Origin of the sequence: Janthinobacterium sp. PSRC1-1, assembly GCF_049897525.1 — a bacterium.
Classification (GTDB): domain Bacteria; phylum Pseudomonadota; class Gammaproteobacteria; order Burkholderiales; family Burkholderiaceae_D; genus Janthinobacterium; species Janthinobacterium tructae.
Genome location: NZ_JAFCWK010000004.1, coordinates 381,919 through 399,788 on the forward strand (window position 1 = coordinate 381,919; position 17,870 = coordinate 399,788).

Below are 17,870 nucleotides of genomic sequence, written 5' to 3' on the forward strand. Positions count from 1 at the left end.
CTGCAGCCCTGCGCTGCAACAGCGTGACAGAACAATGAAAAAGACTAGCCTGGCAATCCTTGTGGGTGCGGCCCTGTGTATCGGTGGCGGCATCTGGTATTTCAATCATCAGTCGGGCAAAGCGGCCGGTGGGCAGGATGGCAAAGGGGGCAAGGGCGGACAGGGACCGACCACCGTGAGCGTGGTCGCGCCGCTGCGACAGGATGTGCCGATGCTGCTGCAAGCCAATGGCAGCGTGACGCCCATCAGCAGCGTCGACCTGCATCCGCAGACGACCAGTACGATCACCAAGGTGCACATCCGCGAAGGCCAGTTCGTCAAACAGGGCGAACTGATGTTTACGCTGGACGCGCGCAGCGAGCATGCGAATGTCGACAAGGCGCAGGCGCAAGTATTGCGTGACCGCGCCTCGGTGCTGGACCTCGAACGCCAGCTCAAACGCAGCCAGGATTTGCTGAGCAAGAACTTCATCGCCCAGGGCGCCGTGGATACCCTGCAAAGCCAGCTCGACGCGGCACGCGCCTTGCTGGCCGCCGACCAGGCCGCCTTGCGCGCCGCCCAGGTCGATTCCAGCTACACCGTCCTGCGCGCGCCGCAGGGGGGCCGCGTGGGCGCGATCAATGTGTACGCGGGCAGCCTGGTGCAGCCGACCACTTCGCTCACCAGCATCACCCAGCTCGACCCGATCGACGTGGTCTTCACCTTGCCGGAAAGCAGTCTGTCGGGCTTGCTGGCGGCGCAGAAGGCGGGCGAGGTGGCGGTCAAGGCGCTGCTGGCCGATGCGGGCGGCAAGCAGCTCGACGGCAAACTGAGTTTCATCGACAATGCCGTCGATCCCGCCACGGGTGTGATCAAGGTCAAGGCCCGTTTCAACAATGGCGCTACCGACCTGTGGCCTGGCCAGTATGTGAATACGCAGCTGACGGTGCGCACCTTGAAAGATGCGCTGGTCATCCCGCAAAACGCCATCATCACCAATACCACGGGCATCTTCGTGTATTCGATGGAAGCCGATAACACGGCCAAGGTGCGCAAGATTGCCCGCGTGTATGCGTTCGGCCCGAATGCCGTCGTCACCGGATTGACCGGCGACGAAAAAGTCATCGTCGACGGCAAGCAGAACCTGCGTCCTGGCGGCAAGGTGCGCCTGGCGGAAAAACACAAGGCCGCCGATGGCGCCGCCGCACCGCAGGGCAAGCCAGCATGAACCTGTCCGAACTGAGCATCCGCCGCCCCGTCATGGTGGTGCTGTTGTCCCTCTCCATCATCCTGGCCGGCGTGCTGGCGTATGGCCACATTCCCGTGGCGGCCTTGCCGAGCTATAACACGCCCGTCATCAACGTCAGCGCCGACCTGGCCGGCGCCAGCCCCGAGACCATGGCGTCTTCCGTGGCCTTGCCGCTGGAAAAGCAGTTTTCCACGATTGCCGGCCTGAGCCTGATCACCTCGACGAGTACCCTGGGCAATACGTCGCTGACCCTGGAGTTTGACGCCAGCATCAATGTCAACGAGGCCGCCGTCGACGTGCAGGCGGCCCTGCTGCGCGCGCAGCGCCAGTTGCCGACGGAAATGACGGACTTGCCGTCCTACCGCAAAGTCAATCCGGCCGATGCGCCGGTGCTGTTCATCCAGATGACGTCGCCATCGCTGAACTTGTCGGATCTGAATGATTATGCGGAAAACCTGATTGCGCCCAGCCTGTCGACCTTGCCTGGCGTGGCCCAGGTCAGCGTGAATGGCCAGAAACGCTTCGCCGTGCGCGTGCGCGCCCGTGCCGACCTGATGAACGCGCGCAACCTGACGATGGACGAGCTGGCCGTGGCCCTGCGCGCCTCGAACACGAATTCGCCGCTGGGCATCCTCGACGGCCCCAGCCAGACTCTGACCATCCAGGGCAACCCGCAGATGATGAAGGCGGCCGATTTTGCCGAACTCATCGTCGCCACGCGCAATGGCCAGCCCGTGCGCCTGAAGGAAGTGGCCGAAGTGGAAGACAGTTTCCAGTCGACCAAGACGGCCGGCAGTTTCAATGGCGAGCGCTCGATCACCTTGCTCGTGCAGCGCCAACCGGATGCGAACACGGTGCAAGTGGTCGATGCCGTGCGCAAACTCTTGCCGGGTTTCAAGGCGCAATTGCCTGCCTCCATTCAGATCAGCCTGGTCAATGACCGTTCCGTCTCGATCCGCGAAGCGATCCACGACGTCAATCTGACCCTGGCCCTGACGGTGATCCTGGTAGTGCTGGTGATCTTTTTGTTCCTGCACCGCGCGGCCGCCACCTTCATTCCGGCCGTCACCATGCCCATTTCCCTGCTCGGTGCGCTGGCCCTGCTGTACTGGCTCGGCTACAGCCTCGACAATATCTCCCTGCTGGGTATCACCCTGGCCGTGGGCCTGGTGGTCGATGATGCCATCGTGGTGCTGGAAAACATCGTGCGCCATATCGAGATGGGCAAGAAACCGATCCAGGCGGCCCTCGTGGGCGCCAAGGAAATGGGTTTCACCATTATTTCGATTTCCGTCTCGCTGGTGGCCGTGTTCATCCCCATCTTCTTCATGCCGGGCGTGATCGGCTTGCTGTTCCATGAATTCGCCGTGGTCGTCTCGCTGGCCGTGCTGGTGTCGGCTATCGTGTCGCTGACCCTGGTGCCGATGCTGGCCAGCCGCTTCCTGCCGGCCGACTCGCGCGAACACCATGACAGCGACCCCACGCATGGCGAAAAGTCCTTCATCGGCCGCCACTTCGAGGCGGGATTCACGAAGTTGCGCAACGGCTATGTGCATTTGCTCGACAAGGCCCTGGCGCACCGCAACGTGGTGCTGTTTGTTGCCGTGTGCACCTTTGCGCTGACGGTGCTGCTGTACGCGACCATTCCGAAGGGTTTCTTTCCCGAGGAAGACCTGGGCCAGATCCAGGTCAATACGGAAGCGTCGGAGGATATTTCTTCTGCGGCATTGCAGGACTTGCAATCGCGCGTGGCGGCCGTGCTCAAGGCGGACCCCAGCGTGCAGGATGTGACCTCGTTCGTCGGTGGCGGCAACACGGGCCGCATGTTCATGGTCTTGAAACCGCGCAGCGAACGGCCGAAAATGCCCGTGGTGCTGGAAAACCTGCGCCGCGCGACGAGCGCCGTGCCCGGCATGGCCGTGTATTTCCGTCCCGTGCAAAACTTGCAACTGGGCGGACGCCAGAGCAAGAGCCGCTACCAGTACACCTTGCAAAGCGTCAGCCCCGATGCCTTGAATGACTGGGCGGAAAAGTTTATTGCTGGCATGCGCGCCGATCCCGCCTTCCGCGACGTCACCAGCGATTCGCAGATCAAGGGCTTGCAGGCGTCCCTGCGGATCGACCGCGACAAGGCCAATCTGCTGGGCGTGCAAATGTCCGATATCCGCACGGCCCTGTACAGCACGTTTGGCGAACGGCAAGTGTCGACCATCTATTCGTCGGCGGCCAGCTATTACGTGATCCTGGAAGCGGCCACGGCGGATCGCCAGTATGACGATGCGCTCACGCGCGTGTCCGTGCGCAGCAAGTCGGGCGAGCTGGTGAAACTGTCGAGTATTGCCTACGTGGAACGCACGATCGGCCCCACCTCCGTGAATCACCAGGGGCAGTTGCAGGCCGTCACCATCGCCTTCAACCTGGCGCCGGACGTGCCGCTCGGTGTTGCCACGGGCAAGATCGACGTGATGGGCAAGGACATGAGCTTGCCGGCCTCCATCATCACGCGCTATGGCGGCGATGCGGCCGTGTTCCAGGATTCGCAGTCCAGCCAGATCATCCTCATCATCGCCGCGCTGGCCGTGATCTATGTGCTGCTCGGCGTGCTGTATGAAAGCTATATCCACCCGCTGACCATCCTGGCCGGCTTGCCGTCGGCGGCCGTGGGGGCGCTGTTGACCTTGCGCCTGTTCGGCATGGATCTGACGATGATCGCCATCATCGGTATCTTGATGCTGATCGGTATCGTCAAGAAAAACGCCATCATGATGATCGACTTTGCCCTGCATGCGCAGCGCAATGAGGGCATGAGCCCGCCTGAAGCCATCCGCCAGGCGTGCATCCTGCGTTTCCGCCCCATCATGATGACATCGGCGGCGGCCCTGATGGGTGCCTTGCCGATCGCCCTGGGCCTGGGCGCCGGCGCCGAGCTGCGCCAGCCGCTGGGCCTGGCCGTGGTCGGCGGATTGCTTTTTTCGCAAGTCATTACCCTGTTCATCACCCCCGTCATCTATTTGTTCCTGGATAAGTACAGCGGCACGGGGCCGGTGACGGACGAGCAACTGGTGGCACTCGACAACAAGGCTTGAGCGCTTGCGTTGCCCGTTGATCCGTTGACCCGTGACCGGCGCTCCATTCCTGCGTGAATGGGGCGCCGGTTTTGTATGGGCAGTGATACATACGGTAACAACCATCAAGGGACGGCTCGGGTACTCTGGACAGCGCTGCAAGGAATGTCGCTATCCTGTACGCTTCGGGTTGGAAAGGCCGAGGAAGTGTTCCCAAAAGCAAGGGACTCTGGCACTATGGCTGCCCTGCAATGTTATTTCTTCGCTACACAGAAAGCACGATTCATTTTGCATGACACGACCCATTTGTTGGCTGCCGATTCCGATGTTTGCCCCACCTGTGGGCAAGTGATCCAGCCACTGCCGGCCTACGGGTCCAGGACCAGCACCACGCGCAAGGTTGCGCTCGGCGTGTCCGTCTTGCTGCACGTGCTGCTGGCGGCGTATGTCCTGTTGCGCAGCGACAAGATCGAAAAGATCCCGCCGCCGAAGAAGGAAAGCGCGATGGTCTACATCGCGCCCCTGAAGGACAAGCCGCAACCGAAGCCGCAGCCGAAACCCACGCCCAAGCCGAAGGACACGAAAGTGGCCAAGGTGAAACCGCCGCCGGCGCCGAGCAAGCGCGTGGTGAGCAAGGACGTGCCGCGCGACAAGCCAAAACTGGAAACCTTCACGCCGCCGCTGGTATCGAAAGTGCCGTTGCCGCCGCCGCCGGCCGAAGACATGAGTTCGATGATCGAGCAGCGCCGCAAGCAGCGCGAGGCGCAGAACCCCGCGCCGCCGGCCGAGGAAAGCGAGAACGACCGCGCCATGCGCGTGGCCAAGGCGAATATCGCCGGCGCACAGGGGCGCAATTCGGGCAGCGACCGCGAGGATTCGGGTGGCGTGTTTTCCATCGTCAACCAGACGTCGTTCAGTGCCGAAGTCAAGTTCAAGGGCTGGAATGGCAACTTCAAGCGCAATTGGCTGAAGCAGGAAAAAGTCGAACTGGGCAATGAACCCGATATCGAATCGGCCATCATCAAGAAGATGATCCAGTTGATCCGTGCCGAAAAACCGGGCGACTTCGTCTGGGAATCGCGGCGCCTGGGGCGCAACGTCAACCTCAGCGCCCGCGTGGAAGACACGGCCGAGCTGACGGCCTTCCTGCGCCAGGAATTCTTTTCGGAGAAGCGCCCGGGACGGCGCTAAAAATTAAAAAGGCTGCGCGGTGTGACCGGGCAGCCTTTTTGTCATACGGCGCTGATGATGCTCAGGCCGGTTTATCCGACTCGGTGCCCGGCGCCGCTTCCACGTCGTCTTCCATCTCGATCAGTTCGACCATCTGGGCCGCGCCATCTTCGCTGATGCCGGCCAGTTCCATGATCTTGTCATTGGCTTCGTCGATGCCGACGCGCTTCAGGGCCGAGAACAGTTGCACGGTGAACGGGAAGCCGACGCCGTCTTCATCCACATAGCTGTCGAGCTTGGCTTTCGCCTGGCGCAAGGCATTCACGGATTCATTGCGGTTGAGCTTGTCGACTTTGGTCAGGATGCAGTGAATTGGTTTACCCGTCGGGGCGAACCATTCCAGCATCTGGACGTCCAGGTCGGTGAACGGACGGCGCGAATCCATGATCAGGACCAGGCCCGCCAATTGCTCCCGGCGCTGCACGTAGTCGCCCAGCAGGCGCTGCCAGTGCAATTTGGCCGAGCCCGACACTTCCGCGTAGCCATAGCCCGGCAAGTCGACCAGCAGGCATTCGATCTCTTCGACGATGGTGGCATCCTTGCGGTGCTGCGCCACATGGGCGCCGCCGATGGAGAAGTAGTTGATGTGCTGGGTACGGCCAGGTGTCTTGGAGGCGAACGCCAAGCCTTTCTGATTACACAAGATGTTGATGGCGGTCGATTTACCGGCATTGGAGCGGCCGGCAAAAGCGATTTCCGGCACCGTGGTATCGGGCAGGTCACGCAATTGGTTGACGGTCGTAAAGAAGCGGGCTTGCCAGAGTTTTGACATGGGAGTAGTAAAGCAACAAAATGGAGCGATAAGGGAGCGATAACGCCAAGAAGCTATTGTACAATAAGGGATTGTTAATTGTTGCCGGCGTAGCAGCGATGCGGCTTGCGGCCCTGAAAATAAATCAAAAATCTCAGGAGCGCGGCAATGTCCACCACTAATTTCTCACTGTCTCAGGGTGCCTGAATGAATCGTGCGTTTTCACCGTTGTTCAAATCCATGCTGCTCGCTTTGCTGGCTGTATCGGCAACTGCTTCCGCGGTCGAAGCACCGAAACCGGCCGTCAAGGCCGATGCCGCCAAGGGCGCTACCCTGTACGCCGATGGCGATGCGGCGCGCGGCTTGCCTGCCTGCGTGTCCTGCCATGGTGCGGCCGGCAACTCGACCATCACGGTCAACCCGAAGCTGGCCGGCCAGCACGAAAGCTATCTCTACAAGCAACTGGTCGATTTCACCACGCCGGAGCGCAACCAGCCCGTCATGACGACGTACGCGAAGATGCTCAGCGACGCCGACAAGAAGAATATCGCCGCCTACCTGGGCGCGCAGCTGTCCAAGCCGGGCGCCGCGAAAAACAAGGATACGATCGACCTGGGCAAGAAAATCTACCGTGGTGGCATTGCTTCCAAGCAAGTTGCTGCCTGCGCCAGCTGTCATGGCGCGACGGGCAATGGCATGCCCGTCCAGTATCCGCGCATCGCCGGCCAGCACCAGGACTACACGGTGGCCCAGCTGACGATGTTCCGCAGCACCAAGGCTGATGCCCGCAAGAACAGCGCGCAAATGCACACCATCGCCGCCCGCATGTCGGATGACGAGATTGCCGCCGTGGCCGATTACATCGCCGGCCTGAAGTAAGTTTCCATAGTGGCAAGAGATTGCCAGGCGCACCATCGCGCATGAACCAGGGCGGCCGTCTCGACAGGCTGCCCTTTTTTATGGCAGGGGCCAAAACTGGAGTATGCTGCCGCCTTGCGTGCAGAAACTATCTGCTCCATGCCCCATTTTCTTGAAGATTGCATATCCCGTATGAGTATCCACGTATGAGCACAGGCACGACCGGAATCGAGTTAAAGACCCAACGCCGCAGCCTGGCTGAATTCGTCGAGCTGGTCTCGTCGATGCGCTTTGCCATCAGCCTGCTGACCCTGATCGCCGTCGCCTCCATCATCGGCACCGTGCTCAAGCAGAACGAGCCCATGCCCAATTATGTGAACCAGTTCGGTCCGTTCTGGTTCGCCGTCTTCGACAAGCTGAGCCTGTATTCCGTGTATTCGGCCTGGTGGTTCCTGGTGATCATGGGTTTCCTCGTCGCCTCGACCTCGCTGTGCATCGTGCGCAATGCGCCGAAGATGCTCAAGGATATGCGCAGCTGGCGCGACAATGTGCGCGAGCAATCGTTGCGCAATTTCCATCACAAGATGGAATGGCAGGCGCCGCTGCCGCGCGCCGTGCTGGCACAGCAGATGGTGATGCGCCTGAAAGACAGCGGCTATGCGGCCAAGGTGGTCGAGAAGGACAACGCCACCCTGGTGGCGGCCAAGCGCGGCGCGGCCAATAAATGGGGCTATATCTTTGCCCACGGCGCCATCGTCATCATCTGCGTGGGCGGCTTGCTCGACTCGGAAATGCCGATCCGCGTACAACAATGGTTTTTTGGCAAGACGCCATTTTCCGGCAGCGGCGTGATCGCCGACATTCCCGCCCAGCACCGTTTGAGCCTGTCGAATCCTACTTTCCGCGGCAATACCATGATCCCGGAAGGCTCGTCGAGCAACACGGCCATCATTCCCCAGGCCGATGGCGTACTGATCCAGGATCTGCCGATCACGATCTTGCTGAAAAAATTCCACATCGATTTCTACAGCACCGGCATGCCGAAGCTGTTTGCCAGCGATGTCGTCATCACCGACCATGTCACGGGTGAAAGTTTTCCTGCCACCATCAAAGTCAACCAGCCGCTGCTCTACAAGGGCCTGGCCCTGTACCAGTCGAGTTTTGAGGATGGCGGCAGCAAGCTCAAGTTGACGGGTTTTCCCATGACGGGCAAGACGACGAAACGCTTCGATATCGGCGGCGAAGTGGGCGGCAGCACGCCGCTCGAGCGCAGCGATGGCAATTCCTACACGGTGGAATGGTCGGGTTTCCGCCCCTTCAACGTGGAAAACCTCAGCGCCGGCCAGGATGTGCGCGCCGTCAGCAAGGCGGAAAGTTTCAACGATAAATTTGCCGTCGGCCTGGACAAGCGCCTCGGTTCGGCCGCGAAAAATGCGAACAACAAGGACCTCAAGAATGTGGGCCCCTCGGTGCAATACAAATTGCGCGACAAGACGGGCCAGGCGCGCGAGTACCAGAATTACATGCAGCCTGTCACCGTGGATGGCACGACGGTGTTTCTGGCCGGCATGCGCGTCAACCCCAGCGACCCGTTCAGCTATCTGCGCATTCCCGTCGATGACAATTACAGCGTGACGGAATGGATGCGTTTGCGTGCCGCGCTGCAAGATCCGGCGCTGCGCCAGCAGGCTGCCGCGCGCTATGCGGCGCGCGCCATGCCGCAGGCGAACGCGGAAGCCCTGCGCGGCCAGTTGCAGGAATCGGCGGCGAAAAGCCTGGGCATCTTTGCCGGCAATGGGCAAGAGGGTGGTTTCCTCGCCATTTCACGTTTCCTGGAGAAAGTGCCTGCCGCCGAGCAAGAAAAAGCGGCCGATATCTTCATGAAGATTTTGAATGGCAGCCTGTGGGACTTGTGGCAGGCGGCGCGCGCCCAGGATGGCTTGAAAGCCATCGAGGCCGATGACAAGCACGGCCGCTTCCTGCAGCTGGCCACGAATGCGCTGTCCGACAGCTTCTTCTATGGCGCGCCCGTGTATCTGCAGCTCGACGAGTTCACGGAAATCAAGGCGTCCGTGCTGCAGGTGACGCGTTCGCCGGGCAAGAGCGTGGTCTACCTCGGTTGCCTGTTCCTCGTGATCGGCGTGTTTTCCATGTTTTATATCCGCGAGCGCCGCCTGTGGGTGTGGATCAAGGATGGCGAAGGCGGCAGCGAAGCGCTGATGGCCATGAGCACGCAACGCAAGACACTGGATTTTGAAAAAGAATTTGAGACTTTGAAGGCAAAGCTGCCGCAATCGGCGTAAGCTGCGCTGAGTCGGATTGGCTGAGTTTCGGGACGCTTGCGCGTCGCCGGGAATGGAGAAAATGATGGAATTGGCAAACAAGCAAATATATACGCAGGAACCAGGATTTTTCAAGCGCCTGAGCCTGATCGATTGGCTGTATGGCGCCGGCTTGCTGGCCGCCTCCCTGTTCGGCCTGATGCGCTTTGGCGCCTTCATGGATATCTATGAAAAGGCCATCCTGCTGGCCGCGGCGCCCACGTTCGCGTGGCTGGGCTGGTACTGGAAGCCCGTGCGCTGGCTGATCCCCGTGGCGGCCGTGCTGTCGCTGTTCGCCATCGAGCTGTACGCCGGCCACCTGGAGATGGCGAATCAGAAATTCTTCCTCAAATACATCTTGTCGAGCCAGTCCGCCATTCTGTGGATGGGCACCCTGTTCGTGCTGTCGACCCTGTTCTACTGGATTGGCCTGGTGGCGCGCTCGGAATTCGGCTCGTCCGTCGGCTCCCTGCTGTGCTGGGCCGGCGTGGTGCTGGGCCTGACGGGCATGCTGGTGCGCTGGTACGAGTCTTACCTGATCGGCGCCGACGTGGGCCATATTCCCGTGTCGAACCTGTATGAAGTGTTCATCCTGTTTTCCTTGATCACGGCCATGTTCTACCTGTATTACGAGCAGCATTATGCGACGCGCCAGCTGGGCGCCTTCGTCATGCTGGTCATTTCGGCAGCCGTGGTGTTCCTGATGTGGTACACGGTCACGCGCGACGCGGCCGAAATCCAGCCGCTGGTGCCGGCCCTGCAAAGCTGGTGGATGAAGATCCACGTGCCGGCCAACTTCATCGGCTACGGCACCTTTGCCCTGTCGGCCATGGTGGCCGCGGCGTATCTGCTCAAGTCGAGCGGCTACCTGGTCGACCGCCTGCCGTCGCTGGAAGTGCTCGACGACGTCATGTACAAGGCCATTTCCGTGGGCTTTGCTTTCTTCACGGTAGCGACCATCCTGGGCGCCCTGTGGGCGGCCGAAGCGTGGGGCGGCTACTGGTCGTGGGACCCGAAAGAAACGTGGGCGCTGATCGTCTGGCTCAACTATGCAGCCTGGCTGCACATGCGCCTGATGACGGGCTTGCGCGGCCGCGTCGCGTCGTGGTGGGCGCTGGTGGGCTTGCTGGTGACGACGTTCGCGTTTTTGGGCGTCAACATGTTCCTTTCCGGCCTGCACTCTTACGGAAAGCTTTAATGACAGAAGCGTCATGAACGGCCCGGAAAAACTGGTGTAAGGTATATCCAATCACCTTTTTCCGGAGCCGCCATGTTGATCAAGCGCAGTCCCAACGGCATTGAGTTGCCGTTTTCTTCCGAAATCACGCCGCGCGCCGTGTTTGAATCGCGCCGCAGCTTCATCAAGCAAGTGGCGCTGGGCTCCGTGTCCAGCGCGGCCCTGCTGGAAATGGCCAGCCGCGAAGCGTTCGCGCAAGGTACCAATCCCAAGCTGGCTGGCAAGCTCAATCCCGCCTATTCGGCGCTGGAAAAGCAGACGGCCTATAAAGACGCCACCAGCTACAACAATTTCTACGAATTCGGTACGGACAAGAGCGACCCTGCGCAAAACGCGGGCACCTTGCGCACGCGGCCGTGGACGGTCAACATCGAAGGCGAAGTGAAAAAGCCGATGACCCTCGATCTCGATGCGCTGTTAAAACTGGCGCCGCTGGAAGAGCGCGTCTACCGGCTGCGCTGCGTGGAAGGCTGGTCGATGGTCATCCCGTGGGTCGGTTATTCCTTCTCGGAAATCATCAAGAAGGTCGAGCCGACGGGCAATGCCAAGTACGTGGAATTCATCACCCTGGCTGACAAGAAGCAGATGCCGGGCGTGGGCAGCCGCGTGCTGCAGTGGCCGTATACGGAAGGCTTGCGCATCGATGAAGCGAACCATCCGCTGGCACTGCTGACCCTGGGCATGTATGGCGAAACCTTGCCGAACCAGAATGGCGCGCCCGTGCGCATGGTCTTGCCGTGGAAATATGGTTTCAAGTCAGCCAAATCCATCGTCAAGATCCGTTTCGTCAAGGAACAGCCGCGCACGTCGTGGAACCTGTCGGCGCCGTCGGAATACGGTTTTTACTCGAACGTGAACCCGAACGTCGATCATCCGCGCTGGTCGCAAGCGTCCGAGCGGCGCATCGGCGAAGACGGTTTTCTCACGCGCAAGCGCAAGACCCTGATGTTCAATGGCTACAACGATGTCGCTTCCTTGTACGCGGGCATGGATCTGAAGAAGTTCTTTTAAGGAAAGATCATGGCCCTCAACCCCACGCCGAGACAATTGTCGCTATTCAAAAGCCTGGTTTTTTTGCTGGCGCTGCTGCCGTTTGCCCGCATGGTCTGGCTGACATACACGGGGCAACTGGTGGAGCCGCTGGAATTCATCACGCGCGGCACGGGCGACTGGACCCTGTATTTTCTGTGCATCAGCCTGGCTATCACGCCCTTGCGGCGCTTCACGCAATGGAATTGGCTGATCAAGCTACGCCGCATGCTGGGCCTGTTCGCGTTTTTCTACGCGGCGCTGCACTTCACCACTTTTTTATGGTTCGATCACTTTTTTGATGTGCAGGAAATGTGGAAGGATGTGCTCAAGCGGCCGTTCATCACGGTGGGTTTCATCGCCTTCGTCTTGCTCATTCCGCTGGCCGTGACGAGCACGAATGGCATGGTCAAGCGCCTCGGTGGCAAGCGCTGGCAGTGGCTGCACCGGCTGATCTACATCATCGCGCCGCTGGGCATCCTGCATTTCTGGTGGATGAAGGCGGGCAAGCATAATTTCGCGCAACCGATCCTGTTCGGCTCCATCGTCGCGCTACTGCTGCTAATACGCGTTATTTTCGCCTGGAACAAGCGCGTCAAAAGTAGCAGGGCGGCGCAGGCGGCCACCCCGGTGCGCTCCGTTTAGGTGACTGGCACGATGACCGGTGGCGGCGGCACGGGGGCCGGTTCGACCGGGCCTTTGGCTGGCGCGCCTTTGGCCGCTGGCGGCTTGGGCAGGTACAGGGGGCCGGGCTGGCCACAGCCGGCCAGGACGCTGGAAACCACAATGGCGGTGCCGATATAAAACGCTGAGGATGACTTCACGATTAGAATCACGGTTTGATTAAGATCTTTGGAGTGTAGCATGAGCGAATCGGAATTCCTGGCCCTGGCCGAAGCCACCCTGACCCAGATCGCCACGGCGCTGGACCGGCTGAACGATGAAGACGTGCTCGACGTCGAATGCAGCCGCAGCGGCAATGTGCTGGAAATCGAATTCATCGACAACGGCACAAAAATCATCGTCAACAGCCAGGCCCCCATGCGCGAAATGTGGGTGGCGGCCCGTTCCGGCGGTTTTCATTACAAGCGCGTGGGCGATGAATGGATCAACACGCGCGACGGCTCGGAACTGTTTGCGGCCTTGTCCGGCATGGCCAGCGAGCAGGCGGGCGCGCCCGTGGTCCTGAAGTAATTGTTTTAGCCGCGCGCAATAAAAAAGGGCAGCCTCTTCAGGCTGCCCTTTTTTCATCCAACGATCTTAAAACAATTCGTTCTTGACCGCTTCCTTGGCCTTTTCTTCCTCCGGCGTGCCGCGCGCCGCGCCTTCCAGGCTGCCCACGCCCGTGCCCGGTGGATTTTCCGCATAGTAATACTCGTCGCCCACGCGGATCAGGCCTTCCGGTACGGCGCGTTCCTCGACGGGAATGCTTTTCAATGCCTTCGCCATGTAGTTGATCCAGATCGGCAAGGCCAGGCCACCGCCCGTTTCCCGGTTGCCCAGGTTGCGCGGCTGGTCGTAACCGATCCAGGCGATACCCACCAGCTTGGCCTGGTAACCGGCAAACCAGGCGTCGATGGAATCGTTGGTGGTACCCGTCTTGCCGGCCAGGTCAGGGCGCTTCAAGGCCATGGCCTTGTTCGCCGTGCCGAAGCGCACGACGTCGTTGAGCATGCTGTTCATCATGAAGGCATTGCGTTCGTCGATGACGCGGTTGGCTTCCTCGCCCGCCAGGTCCGGCTTGGCTTGCGACAGGATATTGCCATCGCTGTCGGTCACCTTGGCGATCAGGTAGGGGTTGATCTTGTAGCCGCCGTTGGCGAACACGGCGTACGCGCCCGCCATCTGCAGCGGTGTCACGTTGCCGGCGCCCAGGGCCAGGGTCAGGTACGGCGGGTTCTTGTCCGCGTCAAAGCCGAAACGCGTCGCGTATTCCTGGCCATACTTGGCGCCGATCTTGTGCAGGATGCGGATGGAAATCATGTTCTTCGATTTCATCAAGCCTTTGCGCATGGTCATCGGGCCATCGTATTTGCTGTCGTAGTTTTTCGGTTCCCACGCCTGGCCGCCCGTCTGGCCCGCGTCGAACGAGATCGGCGCATCGTTGATGATGGTCGCTGGCGACAGGCCCCGTTCCAGCGAAGCGGAATAGATGAAGGGCTTGAAGGCGGAACCTGGCTGGCGCCACGCCTGCGTGACGTGGTTGAACTTGTTGCGGTTGTAATCGAAGCCGCCCACCATGGCGCGGATGGCGCCGTCCGTGGTGCTGGCCGAGACAAACGCCGACTGCACTTCCGGCATCTGCGTCAGGACCCAGGCGTTGTTTTCTTGCATGACGCGGATCACTGCGCCGCGCTTGATGCGGCGGTTCGGCGCCGCTTTGTCCGACAGCCAGGCCGCGCCGAAGGTCAGGCCGGGGCCGGTAATGGTGATTTCTTCGCCCGCCGAGGTGACAGCCTGCAACGATTTGGGCGACGCCTGCAGCACCATGGCGGCGATGATGTCGTCGCTGTCCGGGTGGTCGGCCAGCTCCGTCTCGATGGCGTCGTCCGCTTCAGCCTTGGTTGTCGGAATCTCGATGTAGGCTTCCGGGCCGCGGTAGCCGTGGCGTTTCTCGTAATCCATCACGCCCTTGCGCAAGGCGATGTAGGCGGCGTCCTGATCGGCCTTGGTGATGGTCGTGTAGACGTTCAGGCCGCGCGTATACGTATCTTCCTTGAATTGTTCGTAGACCAGCTGGCGCGCCATTTCCGACACGTATTCCGCGTGCACGCCGAAGGCGCTGCTGTCGGTCTTCACTTTCAGCTCTTCATTTTTCGCTTCTTCGAACTGCGCCGGCGTGATGTAGCCCAGCTGCGCCATGCGCTGCAGAATGTATTGCTGGCGCATGCGCGCGCGTTTCGGATTGACGACGGGGTTGTAGGCCGACGGCGCCTTCGGCAAGCCGGCCAGCATGGCCGCTTCGGCCACGGTGAGATCCCGGATATTCTTGCCGAAATAGATTTGCGCGGCCGAGGCGAAGCCGTAGGCGCGCTGTCCCAGATAAATCTGGTTCATATACACTTCGAGGATCTGGTCCTTGCTGAGGTTTTTCTCGATTTTCCACGCCAGCAAGACTTCATACGCCTTGCGCTTCAAGGTCTGTTCGCTGGACAGGAAGAAATTGCGCGCCACCTGCTGCGTGATGGTCGAGGCGCCTTGCTTGGCGCCGCCCGTCAGGTTGTGCAGGGCCGCACGCGTGATGCCCAGATAGTCGACGCCGCCATGTTCATAGAAGCGGTCATCTTCGATGGCCAGCACGGCTTTCTTCATGACATCGGGAATATCCTTGATGTGCACCATGTTGCGTCGCTCTTCGCCGAACTCGCCGATCAGCACACTGTCGGACGTGAACACGCGCAGCGGCATCTTTGGCTTGTAATCGGTCAAGGTATCGAGTGCCGGCAGGTTCGGATAGGCCATGGCCAGGCCAAAGACCACCAGCAAGACGCCGACGATGCCCAGGCCCAGCAGCGATACCAGGGCCATCATCAGGAAACGTTTGGGTTTGCTGCCCTTGGTGGGCGGCTTCGAGCCAGCGGAGCCAGCGGAGTTTGAAGATGTCATGCGTCGTATGTCTTTCGGTTAATTATGCCGGCCAATTATAAGCGAGCTTGCCGGGGTGGCAGCGCGCTGTGGCGCTTGCCGGGGGAGTGTTGAAACTTGCCGATACTCTATATAAGCGTGTATTGGCCCGCTGGCAACCAGGATTTGGTAACAATTATTCTGCGCCAGATCACGGCCGGGTCAGATAGGCGCCGCGCGCCGCAGACACCAGCGTGAAATCCGTTTACAAGCGCGCGCTGCCAGGACTAGGCTTGCCGATGGCAGCAACCCCTCCCACGCTGACGTTTCTCTATGAAAAACATATCCATCCGCAGTTTTCTTGGCATCGGTTTGCTGGGCGTCGACATGGCGGACGATGGCGTGCGCGTGGTCGAGTTGAGGCGCCGGCGAGGGAAACTGTCATGCCGGCATTGCGGCAGCGCCGCGCTGGCGGCAGGAGTGATGCTGGAAGGTCATGTCGAAGATCCGCAGGGCCTGGCCAGCGCCGTGCGCCTGGCATGCCGCAACAGCGGCAGCGGCTGCACCCGCGTGGCGCTGGCCATGCCGGCCACGGCCTTGATCACGCATGTGATACGCCTGCCCGCCGGCTTGCCGGAGGAACAGCTGGAAATCCTGGTGGAGCTGGAGGCGGCCCAATACATGCCGTTTGCACTGGAAGACGCCAGCCTGGATTTTTTCATTCTCGGCCCCGCGCCGCCGCTTGCGGGCCAGACGGGTACGGAGATCGACGTGCTGCTGGTGGCGGCGCGGCGCGCCAGCGTGCAGCGCCGCCTCGATGCGGCCATGGCGGCCGGCTTGACGCCCATCGTCATGGATAGCGAGGCGCTGGCCCTGCAGGCGGCACTCGCGCAGGGTGGCTGGCAAGCCTTGCCGGACGGCGGCCTCAGTTATCAGCTGGCCTGGGGCCTGGCCATGCACCGGTACGCGCGATGACGGGCGTGGCGCAAGTGCCAGGCATCAACCTGTTGCCGCATCGGCAGGCGGCACGGCGCCGGCGCAGTCAGCTGCTGCTGTGGCAACTGGCCGGTGGGGCGGTGCTGGGATTGCTGTTGGCCCTGGCGGCAGGCGCCTGGCTGCAACACCAGCTCGACGCGCAACTGCGTCGCCAGCAAGGCTGGCGCCATGCCATGCAGCAGGTGAATGCCGTCCTCGTCTCCGGCAAGCGGGTGCAGGGCGAGACGGCGGCGCTGTTGCTGCGCCAGCAGGCCATTGCCAATTTACAAGCGCAACGCCATGCCTGGGTGCGCATGCTGGACGTGCTGGCCCAGGCGATGCCGGCCGGCGTGGCCTTGCACAGTGTGCGCCAGGAAACGGCGATGGTGCGCCTGCAAGGGCATGCCGTCGCGCAGGACAAGGTCGCGGCACTGCTGCTGGCGCTGGAGCAGGCCGCCCCCTGGTCCCGGCCGGAAGTGATTGAAGTGCGCGGCGCGTCAGAGGGCGCCGTGGAATGGACGATACGGCTGGCGTTGGCACCCGCTGGGCAATCTTAGTGGTGGAGGTTGATCATGCTGAGCTTGAAGACCGCGTCGCTGTGGCCGCTACCCGCGCGCCTCGCGTGCGCTGCCCTGGCCGGTACGCTGGTGGCCGCGCTGCTGCACGCCACCTGGCTGGAGGGACTGATGGCCGCCGTGCAGGTGGCGCAAGGCGAGGAGGGCCGCTTGCGCGCCGGGTATCTGGCGGCGCAGGCCAGGGCGAGCCAGTTGCCGCAGTGGCGTGCGCAGCGGCGCCAGGCTGGCGCCGAGCTGGCCCAGCTGGAACAGCAATTGCCCGACCAGCAGGCGATGGCGGTGCTGTTGACGGACATTGACGCCGCAGGCCAGTCGCGCGGCCTGCAGTTTGCGCTGTTCAAGCCGGGCGCCGCCCGGCCGCAAACGCCGTATGTCGCTTTGCCGATTGCCATCCAGTTGCGCGGCGGCTATCACGCCATGTGCGCGCTGCTGGGGGACCTGGCGCGCCTGCCGCGCATCGTCACGGTGCATGAGCTGGCCTTGACCCTGGGCAAGGATCGTCTGCTGACCCTCGACGCCGTGCTGCAGGTGTATCGCTTGCCCGCAGCGGGGGAGCTGGCGGCGCAGGCGACCTTGCCGCCCAAGGCGGGGGCACCCGCAGCGGCATGGCGCCCGCTTGCCGCGGTCGCGCCGCAGCCGTATGCCGCCGCCGCCCTGGCCGATCCTTTTGGCGCCTTGCCGGCGGCAAGCGCGCCGGGTCAGCGGGGAGGCGTGGCGGGGCCCGACCCGCGCCGCGTGCGCGAGCCGCTGGAAAGCGTGCCCTTGCCGGCCATCAGCATGGTGGGCAGCGTGCAACAGGAAGGGAGCCTGAGCGCGCTGCTGCTGGCGGGCCAGCGCGTGTACCGGGTGGCGGTGGGTCAGTATCTGGGGCCAGACCACGGCGTGGTGACGGACATCAGTGAACAGGCTGTGCAGTACCGTGAATTACTGCGCGAGGCGAATGGTCCCTGGCGCGAGCGGCGCGGCAGCCTGGCCTTGCAGGTGGCGGGAGCGGGTGCGAAGGCCGACCTGCCCGAGGCGGCACCGTGAGGCCGCGT

At 61.8% G+C, this 17,870-nt stretch carries 15 protein-coding genes; 12 read left to right on the forward strand and 3 right to left on the reverse strand.

Annotation, left to right across the window (positions count from 1 at the left end; genetic code table 11):
- The first annotated feature begins 34 nt into the window (after window positions 1-34).
- The 3 genes from ACP7DW_RS11055 (at window position 35) to ACP7DW_RS11065 (ending at window position 5,484) form a co-directional block, all read left to right on the forward strand.
- On the forward strand, window positions 35-1,207 hold the full coding sequence (locus ACP7DW_RS11055) for an efflux RND transporter periplasmic adaptor subunit (RefSeq protein ID WP_426054969.1): 1,173 nt from the start codon (window positions 35-37) through the stop codon (window positions 1,205-1,207).
- Window positions 1,204-4,314: an efflux RND transporter permease subunit gene (locus tag ACP7DW_RS11060; protein ID WP_426054968.1), complete on the forward strand. Its 3,111-nt coding sequence runs from the start codon at window positions 1,204-1,206 to the stop codon at window positions 4,312-4,314. The genes ACP7DW_RS11055 and ACP7DW_RS11060 overlap by 4 nt, the downstream gene beginning before the upstream one ends.
- A 327-nt stretch (window positions 4,315-4,641) precedes the next feature.
- Window positions 4,642-5,484 (forward strand): hypothetical protein, encoded by an 843-nt coding sequence (locus tag ACP7DW_RS11065; protein ID WP_426054967.1) that lies wholly within the window; start codon window positions 4,642-4,644, stop codon window positions 5,482-5,484.
- 61 nt (window positions 5,485-5,545) lie between these two features.
- On the opposite strand, the gene yihA is transcribed toward ACP7DW_RS11065, so the two are convergent.
- A complete protein-coding gene (yihA, locus tag ACP7DW_RS11070) occupies window positions 5,546-6,295 on the reverse strand; it encodes a ribosome biogenesis GTP-binding protein YihA/YsxC (RefSeq protein ID WP_426054966.1) in 750 nt (249 codons plus the stop codon).
- 186 nt (window positions 6,296-6,481) lie between these two features.
- On the opposite strand from yihA, the gene ACP7DW_RS11075 reads away from it, so the two are divergent.
- The 5 genes from ACP7DW_RS11075 (at window position 6,482) to ACP7DW_RS11095 (ending at window position 12,364) form a co-directional block, all read left to right on the forward strand.
- Complete coding sequence (locus tag ACP7DW_RS11075) at window positions 6,482-7,153, forward strand: c-type cytochrome (protein ID WP_426054965.1); 672 nt, start codon at window positions 6,482-6,484, stop codon at window positions 7,151-7,153.
- 185 nt (window positions 7,154-7,338) lie between these two features.
- Entirely contained in the window at window positions 7,339-9,435 is a 2,097-nt protein-coding gene (locus tag ACP7DW_RS11080) for a cytochrome c biogenesis protein ResB (RefSeq protein ID WP_099760923.1), read from the forward strand.
- A gap of 64 nt (window positions 9,436-9,499) precedes the next feature.
- Window positions 9,500-10,651, forward strand: a complete 1,152-nt coding sequence (gene ccsB / locus ACP7DW_RS11085; RefSeq protein ID WP_034753239.1) for a c-type cytochrome biogenesis protein CcsB — start codon at window positions 9,500-9,502, stop codon at window positions 10,649-10,651.
- 72 nt (window positions 10,652-10,723) lie between these two features.
- Window positions 10,724-11,701, forward strand: coding sequence for a protein-methionine-sulfoxide reductase catalytic subunit MsrP (gene msrP, locus ACP7DW_RS11090; RefSeq protein WP_426054964.1), 978 nt, complete (start codon window positions 10,724-10,726; stop codon window positions 11,699-11,701).
- A gap of 9 nt (window positions 11,702-11,710) precedes the next feature.
- Window positions 11,711-12,364 carry a sulfite oxidase heme-binding subunit YedZ gene (locus ACP7DW_RS11095; RefSeq protein ID WP_426054963.1) on the forward strand — a complete coding sequence of 218 codons (654 nt, stop codon included), beginning with the start codon at window positions 11,711-11,713 and terminating at the stop codon, window positions 12,362-12,364.
- Here ACP7DW_RS11095 and lptM read toward each other — a convergent pair.
- The gene (gene lptM, locus ACP7DW_RS11100) at window positions 12,361-12,543 is read right to left on the reverse strand and encodes an LPS translocon maturation chaperone LptM (RefSeq protein ID WP_141171477.1); all 183 of its coding nucleotides are present in this window, start codon (window positions 12,541-12,543) and stop codon (window positions 12,361-12,363) included. The genes ACP7DW_RS11095 and lptM overlap by 4 nt on opposite strands.
- Before the next feature lie 40 nt (window positions 12,544-12,583).
- Between lptM and cyaY the strand changes: the two genes are divergently transcribed.
- The gene (gene cyaY / locus ACP7DW_RS11105) at window positions 12,584-12,913 is read left to right on the forward strand and encodes an iron donor protein CyaY (RefSeq protein ID WP_298410138.1); all 330 of its coding nucleotides are present in this window, start codon (window positions 12,584-12,586) and stop codon (window positions 12,911-12,913) included.
- Window positions 12,914-12,979: 66 nt separating this feature from the next.
- On the opposite strand, the gene ACP7DW_RS11110 is transcribed toward cyaY, so the two are convergent.
- Entirely contained in the window at window positions 12,980-15,325 is a 2,346-nt protein-coding gene (locus ACP7DW_RS11110; RefSeq protein WP_426054962.1) for a penicillin-binding protein 1A, read from the reverse strand.
- A gap of 291 nt (window positions 15,326-15,616) precedes the next feature.
- On the opposite strand from ACP7DW_RS11110, the gene pilM reads away from it, so the two are divergent.
- Genes pilM through ACP7DW_RS11125 form a run of 3 tightly spaced genes read left to right on the forward strand, consistent with a single transcriptional unit; the run spans window position 15,617 to window position 17,862 of the window.
- On the forward strand, window positions 15,617-16,258 hold the full coding sequence (gene pilM / locus ACP7DW_RS11115) for a pilus assembly protein PilM (RefSeq protein ID WP_426054961.1): 642 nt from the start codon (window positions 15,617-15,619) through the stop codon (window positions 16,256-16,258).
- Window positions 16,255-16,815 carry a PilN domain-containing protein gene (locus ACP7DW_RS11120; protein ID WP_426054960.1) on the forward strand — a complete coding sequence of 187 codons (561 nt, stop codon included), beginning with the start codon at window positions 16,255-16,257 and terminating at the stop codon, window positions 16,813-16,815. The genes pilM and ACP7DW_RS11120 overlap by 4 nt, the downstream gene beginning before the upstream one ends.
- Before the next feature lie 15 nt (window positions 16,816-16,830).
- Window positions 16,831-17,862, forward strand: a complete 1,032-nt coding sequence (locus ACP7DW_RS11125) for a pilus assembly protein PilP (protein ID WP_426054959.1) — start codon at window positions 16,831-16,833, stop codon at window positions 17,860-17,862.
- Window positions 17,863-17,870 lie beyond the last annotated feature (8 nt).

Coding starts and splice junctions, on each gene's coding strand:
- ACP7DW_RS11055 (WP_426054969.1), top strand. CDS start 35: ATGAAAAAGACTAGCCTGGCAATCCTTGTGGGTGCGGCCCTGTGTATC.
- ACP7DW_RS11060 (WP_426054968.1), top strand. CDS start 1,204: ATGAACCTGTCCGAACTGAGCATCCGCCGCCCCGTCATGGTGGTGCTG.
- yihA (WP_426054966.1), bottom strand. CDS start 6,295: ATGTCAAAACTCTGGCAAGCCCGCTTCTTTACGACCGTCAACCAATTG.
- ACP7DW_RS11075 (WP_426054965.1), top strand. CDS start 6,482: ATGAATCGTGCGTTTTCACCGTTGTTCAAATCCATGCTGCTCGCTTTG.
- ACP7DW_RS11080 (WP_099760923.1), top strand. CDS start 7,339: ATGAGCACAGGCACGACCGGAATCGAGTTAAAGACCCAACGCCGCAGC.
- ccsB (WP_034753239.1), top strand. CDS start 9,500: ATGGAATTGGCAAACAAGCAAATATATACGCAGGAACCAGGATTTTTC.
- msrP (WP_426054964.1), top strand. CDS start 10,724: ATGTTGATCAAGCGCAGTCCCAACGGCATTGAGTTGCCGTTTTCTTCC.
- ACP7DW_RS11095 (WP_426054963.1), top strand. CDS start 11,711: ATGGCCCTCAACCCCACGCCGAGACAATTGTCGCTATTCAAAAGCCTG.
- cyaY (WP_298410138.1), top strand. CDS start 12,584: ATGAGCGAATCGGAATTCCTGGCCCTGGCCGAAGCCACCCTGACCCAG.
- ACP7DW_RS11110 (WP_426054962.1), bottom strand. CDS start 15,325: ATGACATCTTCAAACTCCGCTGGCTCCGCTGGCTCGAAGCCGCCCACC.
- pilM (WP_426054961.1), top strand. CDS start 15,617: ATGAAAAACATATCCATCCGCAGTTTTCTTGGCATCGGTTTGCTGGGC.
- ACP7DW_RS11120 (WP_426054960.1), top strand. CDS start 16,255: ATGACGGGCGTGGCGCAAGTGCCAGGCATCAACCTGTTGCCGCATCGG.
- ACP7DW_RS11125 (WP_426054959.1), top strand. CDS start 16,831: ATGCTGAGCTTGAAGACCGCGTCGCTGTGGCCGCTACCCGCGCGCCTC.